Below are 10185 nucleotides of genomic sequence, written 5' to 3'. Positions count from 1 at the left end.
AAGCGCTTAGCTTAGGCACGGTGAAAGCTGCACTTGTTTTTTTTGAAGGCGCAACTTCTTGCGCACATGAAGGCGGGTAGCACAATGGGCGCATCAGACCATCCCAAGGAGCATTGATGCAACGCAACCCCAAGCCTTCACAAACAGGTTTCACCCTTATAGAACTGATGGTGGTGATTGCCATCATCGGCATATTGGCATCTTTTGCGGTGCCTGCTTACCAAGACTACAGCGTTCGTGCTCGCGTCAGCGAAGGCCTGTCTTTGGCGGGGGTTGCCAAAAACCAAGTGTTGGATGTGCTCAGTTCAGGTGCTGCCTCCGAGCAAGGTTACGCGGCTGGCTACACCTCCCCCGCAGCTACTGCAAACCTTTCAAGCATCAGTATCGCCGCCAAAACAGGCACCATCACCATCACCACCAGCAAAGCCGCAGGTGCAGGCAGTTTGCTCTTGGTACCTTTTACTGGCACAACCACAGCTGCGACCGCCTTGCCCGATGCGACCGCTGACTACACCGCCCCTGAGCAAGGCGCAGTCGCGTGGCGCTGCTTGGCCAAGGGGGCCACTGTGCCCAGTGGTTTGACTGTTGCAAGTGCAGCCACTTTAGAGGCCAAGTACGCACCTGCAGAGTGTCGCTAGCAAGGTTAAATGTTATATTTAAATATAACTTAATACCTTGGGAGCTTTTATGCACACAACCTCTTTACGCAAAGTTGGCGGGTCGGTGATGATGGCGCTTCCGCCAGCATTGCTTGAATTGCTTCAACTGAAAGTTGGAGCAACCGTTGGCCTTGCCGTGGCAGATGGTCTATTGCTTGTTGATCCAAAGCCTAAACAGCACTACACATTGCAAGAATTGCTGGCCAAGTCGGACTTCTCTGAAATCCAAGCACCTGAGGAAAGGGAGTGGGTTGACGCTGCGCCCGTGGGCGGTGAGTTGATATGAACCGAGGGGATATCTATTTGGTTTCGCTGGAACCAACCTCAGGGCGTGAACAGCAAGGAAGCCGCCCGGTGCTGATTGTTTCTCCCACACCATTTAACCAAATGACAAAACTGCCCATTATTTGTCCCATCACAACGGGAGGAGAGTTTGCAAAACGCAATGGTTTTGCTGTTCCCATCAGCGGCATCAAAACCACTGGGGTTGTGAGGTGTGATCAACCTCGTGTGCTCGACATTGACGCCAGACATGGACGCAAATTAGAGGCTTTGCCCATGCCGTTGATGGATGAAGTCTTGGCAAGATTAGCGCCATTATTTGCCTGAGAAAAAGCCAAGCAGAAGCCAAATCAAACGGAATTGGTTTGAGCCACAAAACTCCCGCTCTTGCCGCCATACTTCTCCAGCAACTTCACACCGGTGATGGTCATGCCACGGTCGACGGCTTTGCACATATCGTAGACAGTGAGCAGGGCCACGTTCACAGCGGTTAAGGCTTCCATTTCTACGCCGGTTTGACCGTGGGTTTCGACTGTCGCGGTGCAGCTTACTCGGGGCGGGTCTTGCCACAACTCGAAATCGAGGGCCACGCGGGTGAGCGCCAGCGGATGGCAAAGGGGTATCAGGTCGCTGGTTTTTTTGGCCGCTTGAATGCCAGCGATACGCGCAATGCCAATCACGTCGCCCTTTTTGGCGTTACCGCTCTCAATCAATGCCAGCGTCACGGGCAGCATGTGAATGTCGCCAGTGGCAACTGCAATGCGGTGGGTGCTGGTCTTGGGGCCAACGTCCACCATATGGGCTTGGCCTTGGGCATCAAAGTGGGTTAAAGACATGGTTTTTCTATAGGGGTAACATCTTCGCATCATACGTTCCCCTACCCCCTCTAAACATGAAGCCCTTTAGCCGTTTGCGCCCCCTTTTGCTCAGCCTCGCGCTGGCAGGCGCTTGCGTAGCACCCCTGGGATTACAAGCGCAAAACAGCGCAGGCCGGTTGCCAAATATCGGTGACGGCAACAGCATGAGCGTGCAGCAAGAGCGCCGCTTGGGCGAGTCCATCATGCGCCAGTTGGTGACCGACCCCGACTACATGGACGACCCCGTCTTGTTGGACTACCTGCAAACCATTTGGCAGCCACTGCGCGACGCGGCGATGCAGTTGGGCAATTTGCAAGCCGAGCAAGAAGAGGCTTTTGCGTGGGATGTGTTTTTGGTGCGCGACAGGTCGGTCAACGCCTTTGCCCTGCCCGGTGGTTTCATGGGCGTGCACCTTGGTTTGATTGCGGTGGTTTCTAGCCGCGATGAGCTGGCCTCGGTGATGGCGCACGAACTCAGCCACGTCACCCAGCGCCACATCGCCCGAATGCAAGACCAGCAAGGGCGCGCCACCCCTTTTTTGATTGCCGGCATGATCTTGGGCGTGTTGGCTGCCAGCCGCAGCCCTGACGCTGCTGGCGCGGTGATGATGGGCGGCACAGCCGGTTCGGTGCAAGGCCAGCTGAATTTTTCCCGCGACATGGAGCGTGAGGCCGACCGCTTGGGCTTTAATGTGCATACCCAAGCCGGTTTTGATTCGCAAGGTTTTGTTGGCATGTTTCAAAAATTGCAACAAGCCTCACGCCTGAACGACAACGGCAACTATCCGTATTTACGCAGCCACCCCCTCACCACCGAGCGCATAGGCGACATGCAATCGCGGTTGGTTTTAGGCAAAACTTTTGCGCCCTTAGAGACCAGCATCGAACACGCCATGATGACAGCGCGTGCCCGTGCCTTGATGAGCCCACAGACGGACGATATGCAAATCCTCAGTGATACGCTTGAAAAAGACTTTTCCCCGCAGCTACCAGTGGCCAAGCGCGCCGCCATGCTCTACGCTGGCGTGATGGCTTATACCCAGCAACGCCGCGTCGCCCATGCGCGGGAGGCCATGAAGACCTTGCTGCAACTCGTACGCGAAGACTCTGCAGGTTTGCACGCTGCTCAGTGGTTGGCCGCCGACACCGAACGCCGCTTGAACAATCCGCTGCAATGTTTGCAATTCTTGGGTGCCAAAGTAGAGGAGCGTTCATGGCTAATGTTGCAAACCATGTGCCGCATAGAGGCCAAACAAGCCAAGCTTTCGATGCAGGCCAACGACGCCTTGCAGCTGTGGTTGGCACAGCACCCGCGCGACCCCTTGGCTTGGGATTTATCTTCCCAAGCCCTGCTGCAAACCGGTGACCGATTGCGGGCCTTGCGCGCAGATGCCGAATTTCATGTGGTGCGCTGGGACGAGGTGGGTGCGATTGACCGCTTACGTGCGGCGCAAGACTTGGCCAAGCAGCTCTCTAAAGACGACAAGCTCGACCGTGCGGGGCACATGGAGGCGTCTATCGTGGACGCGCGTTTGCGCACACTCGAGCGCAAACGGTTTGAGTTGTTGCAGCCCCACTGAGCATGAGCGCGATTCACATCACCGACATCGAATCGGCCATCAACCATTGGCGCGCTGTGAAACCTTCTCCCGATGGCGTCACTTTGGCGCCAGAGTTGCGCGCCTTGGCCGAGGTCTATGCCTTGATGATTTACCACCAGCAAGACGAGGCGGCTGAAAAAGGCTTTCCAGCCATTGCCTATGCCGCATGGAGGGCGTGGTACGACAGCACGACTGACACACCCTGCATCGCGATTTGCTCAACCAGCCAAGGCGACCCGCTGTGCAAGGGCTGTGGCCGCACCTTCGAGGAGGTGCAGCGCTGGCCTGAACTAAGCCCTGGGGCCAAGAGAGCGGTGTGGCGACGCATCACCTTGCATGGGGATTCGTGGCGATTTAACCGTTATGCGGAACGGGCCAAGGAAGAGGCTAAGCCCACATAGTTGGCCGGTGTCAAAGCCAAGAGGCGCTGTTTTTCAGTCTCTGGAATGGCCAAGCTGTGGATCAGCCCATGCAAGGCTTCGCGGCTGACGCGCTGGCCGCGTGTCAGGTCTTTGAGTTGTTCGTAAGCGCCCGCCACGCCATAGCGGCGCATCACAGTTTGTATGGGCTCGGCCAGTACTTCCCATGCGTTGTCTAAATCGGCCGCCAAGGCCTGGGGGTTGAGCTCGAGCTTGTTCAAGCCTTGCAACAAAGACTGGTAAGCCAAATCGCTGTGACCCAGCGCCACACCCATGTTGCGCAGCACTGTGCTGTCGGACAAGTCGCGCTGCCACCGGCTGATGGGCAGCTTCTCGCTCAGGTGGCGCAGCAGCGCATTGGCCAGGCCCAAATTGCCCTCGGCATTTTCAAAATCAATCGGGTTGACTTTGTGCGGCATGGTGGAGGAGCCAATTTCGCCCTCTTTTAAGCGTTGCTTGAAATAACCCAAAGAGATATAGCCCCACAGGTCACGCGCCAGATCGATCAGGATGGTGTTGGTCCGAGCGATGGCGTCAAACAACTCGGCCATGTAGTCGTGCGGCTCAATTTGGATGCTGTAGGGTTGTTGCAGCAAACCCAAACCGCCAGCGCTTTGCGCCGACTCAATGACGCTGCGTGCAAAAGACGGCCAATCGATGTCTGCACTGGCCGCGACGTGGGCGTTGTAGTTGCCCACCGCGCCGTTCATCTTGGCCAAGAGCGGCACGGTATCTATACGTTGGCGAGCGTTTTGCAAGCGCATCAGCACATTGGCGATTTCTTTGCCCACGGTGGTTGGGCTGGCAGTTTGTCCATGGGTGCGACTCAGCATGGCTTCATTTGCATAGCGGTGCGCCATGTCTCGCAGCTTGTCGATCAATGCATCAATAGCGGGCAACAGCACGTGTTCTCTGGCGGCTTGCAACTGCAAAGCATGGCTGGTGTTGTTGATGTCTTCACTGGTGCAGGCGAAATGGATAAATTCATTGGCCTTGGACAATTCTTGGCGCAGTGCGCCAGACAGGCTGGGCTGTTGGCACTGGTCTTTGAGCCAATATTCCACCGCCTTCACATCGTGGTTGGTGGTGCGCTCAATCGCTTTGATGGCCATGCTGTCTTCAGGCGAAAAAGTTTGCACCAAATGGCGCAAGTGCTCACGTGCAGCGCTGCTCAAAGGCGGGAATTCAGGCATGCCTGCATCACTCAAGGCGATAAACCAAGCCACCTCGACTTGAACGCGGCGTTGCATAAAGCCGTGCTCGCTCATGAGCAGTTGCAAAGGTTTGAGTTTATTGGCGTAGCGTCCATCCAAGGGCGATAAAGCGGTCACGGCAAAAGTATTCATATAGGCGATTCTAGGCGGGGCTTGTCAGCTTGACGGGAGGTCGCTTTGGATGGACTCGATAGAATGGTCGCTAACGAAACAAATGCTCGTAAGTATGAAACTGATTGGCTCTGTCCCCAGCCCCTATGTGCGCAAAGTGCGCGTTGTCATGGCCGAGAAAAAACTCGAATACCAATTTGTGCTGGAAGATGTTTGGGCTACAGACACCACCATCACCGCCTCCAACCCCTTGGGCAAAGTACCCTGTTTGGTCATGGAGGGGGGTGAGGCCTTGTTTGACTCTCGTGTGATCGTCGAATACCTTGACACTTTGTCCCCTGTGGGCAAGCTCATACCCCCCAGTGGGCGTGAACGTACAGAAGTGAAAACTTGGGAAGCGCTGGCCGACGGTTTACTAGACGCCGCCATCACCGCCCGCCTAGAAGCGCATTGGGTGGGGCGCTCAGAAGCCCAGCGCAGCCAAGTGTGGATAGACCGTCATCTGGGCAAAGTGCACGATAGCTTGGCCGCTATGAGCCAAGGTTTGGGTGACAAACCATTTTGCTGTGGCATCCATTTAAATTTGGCCGATCTGGCCGTGGGCTGTGCCTTGGGTTATTTGGACTTTCGCTTTCCCCACATTGGATGGCGCGAAGACTATTCCAACTTGAACGTCTTGCAAGAAAAACTCATGCAACGCCCTAGCTTCATCGACACCTTGCCAACTTAAGCGTTTACACGTTTTTTCAACCAGCGCATCAAGCCACCCACCAGTGGGAGTTTTTCGTAGAGCTCTTCGGCGGCGTCCCAGTAATCTCGGTGCAGGGTGATACGCCAAGTGCCATCGGTGTGCGGCGCAAACTTCAGGTGCGAGCCGCCACGAATGCACTGCTGAGTTTGCGTGTCCATGGTTTTGAAGCGAAACACAAAGTCCCACACCAAAAAGCATTGCGCATCTTGAATAATGCGTTCGGTCACAACAAAGCGCGGCTGGTGCAGGCTGTCAAACATATGCTCAAAGATGGCTTCAATCGCTGCCACCCCTTGCACCTCTTTGAACGGGTCTTTAAAGCGAGCGTCAGGTGCGTACCAGTGACCCAATGTTGTAACGCCAGCGGGGCTGAGGGTTTCAAACGCCAACACCAAGGCGTCGACTGTTTCGTTTAAAGAAGTTGGGTTCATGGTTACAGACCTGTGGCGCGGCGCACCAATGAAAAATACCAACGGTAGGGCAAGATACGCAGCAACTGCAACCAGCGGGTGAAGCGCTTGGGAAAGTGAATTTCAAACAGGCCGTTTCGCCAACCTTGCAAGATGTGCTGAGCAGCTTCATCCGAAGTGATGAGCGCCGGCATGGTGAATTGGTTTTGCGCGGTGAGTGGCGTCTCGACAAAGCCAGGGTTGATCACGCTCACGCCAATGCCGCTGTCTTGCAAATCCAAATACAAAGCCTCGGCCAAATGGGTGAGCGCGGCCTTGCTCGGGCCATAGGCCAAGCTTTGCGGTAAGCCGCGGTAACCAGCCACGCTGGACACCAAGCTCAGGTGGCCACGCCCTTGCGCGAGCATGGTGGGCAACACAGCGTCCAGCAAATACAAAGCGCCGTGGTAGTTCACCGCCATGTGCTGTTGCATGCTGGACAGCTCATAGCGGGTGGCGCGTTGGGGTTGGTAGACACCTGCGCAATACACCACCACATCCAAGCCTTGTGCCGTGCTGACTTGCTGCGCGGCAGTTTGCATCGCTTGTTTGTCGGTCACATCCAAAGGCAGCGCCATGCTGCCAGGGTGTTGGTCTGCAAACGCTTGCAGCAAAGTCGCTTGGCGAGCCGACACGCACACCTTGGCACCCAGCGTGTGCAAAACTTTGGCGCAGGCCAAGCCTATGCCGCTGGACGCGCCCACCAACCACACGCTGCGACCACGCCAGTCGTTAATCGGTTTGTTGAATGGGGTGAGCCACACCATGCTCAAGCCCGCTTGGTGAACGACAAGGTGACTTCACCCAAAAACACGCCAAACTTAGACATGCTGGCTTTGTTGAGCATCACGCGATCGTTCATCAGGTACATCCAGTCATCGAATTGCACCTCCCAAACTCGGCCATCAACGGGCAAAGCCAAGGTGTAGCCCCAGCGAAACGTGTTGCCACGGGTGGCGCCGTTGGCAAGCCCCACCACATCATCAGCCGCACCGCTGTAGTTGCCGTTGCCAAGGTGTTGCAGTTTCCAAATGCGTTTTTGTTTGGTTCCATCGGCGTACACAAAGTCTTCATCGAGCACACCTTGCTCGCCATTCCAGCTGCAGTTCATCACCACGGTGAAGCGTTTGACCACACGGCCCGAGCGGTCGGTGAACACGCCCCACGCGTCGACCACGCCATTGAAATAGGTTTTAAGGTCTAGCGCAGGTTGTTCTTGGGCATAGTCGTTGATGGACGGGCCAGCACAGCCGCTCGCCCCCAAGGCGGTGGCAGCAGCAGCGGATAACCATAAGCGGCGTTTCATACGGACTCCTTCATAAGCGATAAACGAGACGCTTTGATCAACAGCAGCAGCGCCACACATTTCAAAGCACAGGGCAGCAAGGCATACGACCAACTGAGCGCCGCCAAGGCCGGCGCGTCTTGAGCGCCAGGGGTGTAGCCCAGCCACTCTAGCAAAGGCAGGGCGACGCCTGCTGCCAGTGCCAAGTTCAGCTTGGTGGCGACTTGCCACCAACCAAAGTAGGCACCTGCGTGGGGGTGTTGCTTATCCTCAGTTTGCAGCACGCCGTTGAGCAAAGCGCCGGGCGCGATTAAGTCTGCGCCCAGCGCCAAACCCGATAGCGAACAAATGGCGGTGTAACCCCATACGTCCCCGACCCCCAGCGCCAAGGACCAGATGAACACCGCGATCGCCATGGCCATGCCACCCGCCCAACAAGCGCTCAGCCCAAAGCGTGCGATCAAGCGAAGCCACAGCGGCATAGAAATAGCAGCGGCGACAAAGTAAGTGCCCAAAAACTGCGCCTGCATCTCTGCGCCAAGCTGCAGGCGGTCTTGTACAAAAAACACAATCAAGGTGGCCGGAATGGCTGAGGCAATGCCATTGACCATGAACACCCCAAGCAAGCGAAGAAAGGCGCTGTCTTGCCAAGGTTGCCAAAGAGAAGACCACCAACCGCTGCTGTGCGTGTCATGGCTTTGGGCAGGCTGAGCGGCGCCAGACCAAGACAGCATGGCCAAAACCAAAACACCCACAAACACCGATACCAATTCAGCGATCCCAGCCAAGCCAGACACCAAAGAGGCCAAGACCACGCCGGCCAAACCCAAACCTTCACGCCAGCCCACCAATCGACTGCGCGCCAAGCTGTCGCCGCCCATGCGAGCGCCCCAAGCTTGCAGCGCAATGGTGAGAACGCTGTAGCTGAGGTAACACAGCAGCAGCAAAGCGCCTACCAAAATCAGCAAATCGGCTTGCCCTACGCTTCGCCCGAGCAACCATTGGGGAAAAAACAAACCCACAAAACTCAGCGCCAACAACAGTGCTGCCAGCCAGCAGCGGCGCAATACACGCTTGGGGCTGTGCGCATAGAGTTTGTCCAACCAGTGGCCGATGCTGGGGTCAATCAAGGCATCCATGGCTCTGGCCAACAACAGCAAGCCACCGATAAGCGAAAGCGATACCCCGAACTGACTGGCAAAGTAATGCGGCCACAACACATACAAAGGCAAGGCCACAAACGCCAGTGGCAAAGCAGGCAGACCCAGGCGAGCCAGTTCAAAGGCACCCAGCTCGCCCCTGCGCTGATCGCTCATGCAGGTTTGCGCAAAGTGAACTGCACCACGTCGGTGTTGCGCTCTAAAAAAGCAGCTTCGCAATAGGCCAAGTAAAACACCCAGGTGCGCTCAAAGCGTTCGTCAAAGCCCAGTTTGTTCATGCGCGGCAAAGCCTGCACATAAGTTTCTCGCCAACGCTTCAAGGTTTCAGCGTAATCTTGCCCAAAGGCCAGGGTGTCGACCACCTGCAAGCCGACCGCTTGCGCTTGCGCCCTGAATTCGCTGCAGCTGGGCAAGAAGCCACCTGGAAAAATATACTGCTGAATAAAGTCAGTGCCCAAGGCGTAACGCTCAAACAAGGCGTCGTCGATCACAATGCTTTGGATACAGGCTTGACCGCCGGGCTTGAGCAAACGCGCAATGGTTTGGAAGTAGGTTGGCCAATAGGCACGACCAACCGCTTCGATCATTTCAATGGAACAAATCGCGTCATAGGGGCCGTCGTTGGTGTCGCGGTAATCTTGCAAGCGAAGGTCGGCATGTATGGCTTGTGTGCCAAGTCGCTCGCTGGCATAGGCCAGCTGTGAGGGGCTGAGTGTGATGCCCGTCACCTTGGCGCCAAATTCACTGGCGGCAATTTCCGCCAGGCCGCCCCAGCCGCAACCAATCTCCAGCACCCGCTGAGCGGCTCCAGCTTGAACGCCTGCCATGCGCAAGGCACGGCGTACTTTGGCGTGTTGCGCGGCTTGCAGGTCTTGGCTGGTGTCGTTGTCAAACCAAGCCGAGGAATACGACATGCTGGGGTCTAGCCACTGGCTGTAAAACCCGTTGCCCAAGTCGTAGTGGGCATGGATGTTTTTACTGCTGTTCTTTTTGGTGTTGCGCCGCATCCAGTGACGCACTTGGTAGGCCAAGCGCCCCCACCACGTGCCAAAAATCAAATCGTCGATGGGGCGCCGGTTGGCCACCAACAGTTGCAACAAGGTGGTGAGGTCAGGGCTGTCCCAGTCGCCTGCAATAAAACCTTCGGCAAAACCGATGTCGCCTGAGCGCATGGTTGCAGCAAACACCGCCCAGTCGTGGATACGGACGCTGGCTTGCGGGCCGCTTTGCGAAGAGCCAAAACTCAACTGGTTTTGATCAGGCAGTTGAATACGCAGTCCCCCGACCGTCAGAGATTCGAGCATACGCAAGGCACGCTTGGCTGCCATGGGCGTGTTTTTTGTCACATAGGCAGAGGATGTGCGGTCGGGTGAGTGCAGGGTAGACATGGTCAGAAA

Annotated in this window: 13 protein-coding genes; 6 read left to right on the top strand and 7 right to left on the bottom strand. The window is 56.3% G+C overall.

Going from position 1 to position 10185, the window contains the following annotated elements; translation table 11 throughout:
- Positions 1–116 precede the first annotated feature (116 nt).
- From AC9UEO_RS11835 to AC9UEO_RS11825, 3 genes are read left to right on the top strand one after another with little or no spacing between them, the layout of a single operon-like run.
- Positions 117–638, top strand: coding sequence for a pilin (locus AC9UEO_RS11835; protein ID WP_509533667.1), 522 nt, complete (start codon positions 117–119; stop codon positions 636–638).
- A gap of 49 nt (positions 639–687) precedes the next feature.
- Positions 688–945 carry an AbrB/MazE/SpoVT family DNA-binding domain-containing protein gene (locus AC9UEO_RS11830; protein WP_509533664.1) on the top strand — a complete coding sequence of 86 codons (258 nt, stop codon included), beginning with the start codon at positions 688–690 and terminating at the stop codon, positions 943–945.
- Positions 942–1268, top strand: a complete 327-nt coding sequence (locus tag AC9UEO_RS11825) for a type II toxin-antitoxin system PemK/MazF family toxin (protein ID WP_509533661.1) — start codon at positions 942–944, stop codon at positions 1266–1268. Before AC9UEO_RS11830 ends, AC9UEO_RS11825 begins: the two co-directional genes overlap by 4 nt.
- 23 nt (positions 1269–1291) lie before the next feature.
- On the opposite strand, the gene moaC is transcribed toward AC9UEO_RS11825, so the two are convergent.
- Positions 1292–1777 (bottom strand): cyclic pyranopterin monophosphate synthase MoaC, encoded by a 486-nt coding sequence (gene moaC / locus AC9UEO_RS11820; RefSeq protein WP_509533658.1) that lies wholly within the window; start codon positions 1775–1777, stop codon positions 1292–1294.
- Positions 1778–1833: 56 nt separating this feature from the next.
- Between moaC and AC9UEO_RS11815 the strand changes: the two genes are divergently transcribed.
- Positions 1834–3378 carry a M48 family metalloprotease gene (locus AC9UEO_RS11815; RefSeq protein ID WP_509533656.1) on the top strand — a complete coding sequence of 515 codons (1545 nt, stop codon included), beginning with the start codon at positions 1834–1836 and terminating at the stop codon, positions 3376–3378.
- Positions 3379–3380: 2 nt separating this feature from the next.
- Positions 3381–3800: a DUF3717 domain-containing protein gene (locus tag AC9UEO_RS11810; protein ID WP_509533653.1), complete on the top strand. Its 420-nt coding sequence runs from the start codon at positions 3381–3383 to the stop codon at positions 3798–3800.
- On the opposite strand, the gene purB is transcribed toward AC9UEO_RS11810, so the two are convergent.
- Positions 3761–5164 (bottom strand): adenylosuccinate lyase, encoded by a 1404-nt coding sequence (gene purB / locus AC9UEO_RS11805; protein WP_509533651.1) that lies wholly within the window; start codon positions 5162–5164, stop codon positions 3761–3763. The genes AC9UEO_RS11810 and purB overlap by 40 nt on opposite strands.
- A 94-nt stretch (positions 5165–5258) precedes the next feature.
- On the opposite strand from purB, the gene AC9UEO_RS11800 reads away from it, so the two are divergent.
- Positions 5259–5873: a glutathione S-transferase family protein gene (locus AC9UEO_RS11800; protein WP_509533669.1), complete on the top strand. Its 615-nt coding sequence runs from the start codon at positions 5259–5261 to the stop codon at positions 5871–5873.
- Here AC9UEO_RS11800 and AC9UEO_RS11795 read toward each other — a convergent pair.
- From AC9UEO_RS11795 to AC9UEO_RS11775, 5 genes are read right to left on the bottom strand one after another with little or no spacing between them, the layout of a single operon-like run.
- Positions 5870–6325, bottom strand: coding sequence for a nuclear transport factor 2 family protein (locus AC9UEO_RS11795; RefSeq protein WP_509533648.1), 456 nt, complete (start codon positions 6323–6325; stop codon positions 5870–5872). The two genes, AC9UEO_RS11800 and AC9UEO_RS11795, sit on opposite strands and share 4 nt — an antisense overlap.
- A gap of 2 nt (positions 6326–6327) precedes the next feature.
- Positions 6328–7110, bottom strand: coding sequence for an SDR family NAD(P)-dependent oxidoreductase (locus tag AC9UEO_RS11790; RefSeq protein ID WP_509533645.1), 783 nt, complete (start codon positions 7108–7110; stop codon positions 6328–6330).
- A gap of 2 nt (positions 7111–7112) precedes the next feature.
- Positions 7113–7649, bottom strand: a complete 537-nt coding sequence (locus AC9UEO_RS11785; RefSeq protein ID WP_509533642.1) for a DUF3833 domain-containing protein — start codon at positions 7647–7649, stop codon at positions 7113–7115.
- Entirely contained in the window at positions 7646–8944 is a 1299-nt protein-coding gene (locus AC9UEO_RS11780; protein WP_509533639.1) for an MFS transporter, read from the bottom strand. Before AC9UEO_RS11780 ends, AC9UEO_RS11785 begins: the two co-directional genes overlap by 4 nt.
- Positions 8941–10176 (bottom strand): class I SAM-dependent methyltransferase, encoded by a 1236-nt coding sequence (locus tag AC9UEO_RS11775; protein WP_509533636.1) that lies wholly within the window; start codon positions 10174–10176, stop codon positions 8941–8943. Before AC9UEO_RS11775 ends, AC9UEO_RS11780 begins: the two co-directional genes overlap by 4 nt.
- Positions 10177–10185 lie beyond the last annotated feature (9 nt).

This window comes from Limnohabitans sp. (assembly GCF_040401495.1).
GTDB lineage: Bacteria > Pseudomonadota > Gammaproteobacteria > Burkholderiales > Burkholderiaceae_C > Limnohabitans.
The sequence above is the reverse complement of the archived record's forward strand: the minus strand, read 5'-3'. Positions and strand labels throughout refer to the sequence as shown.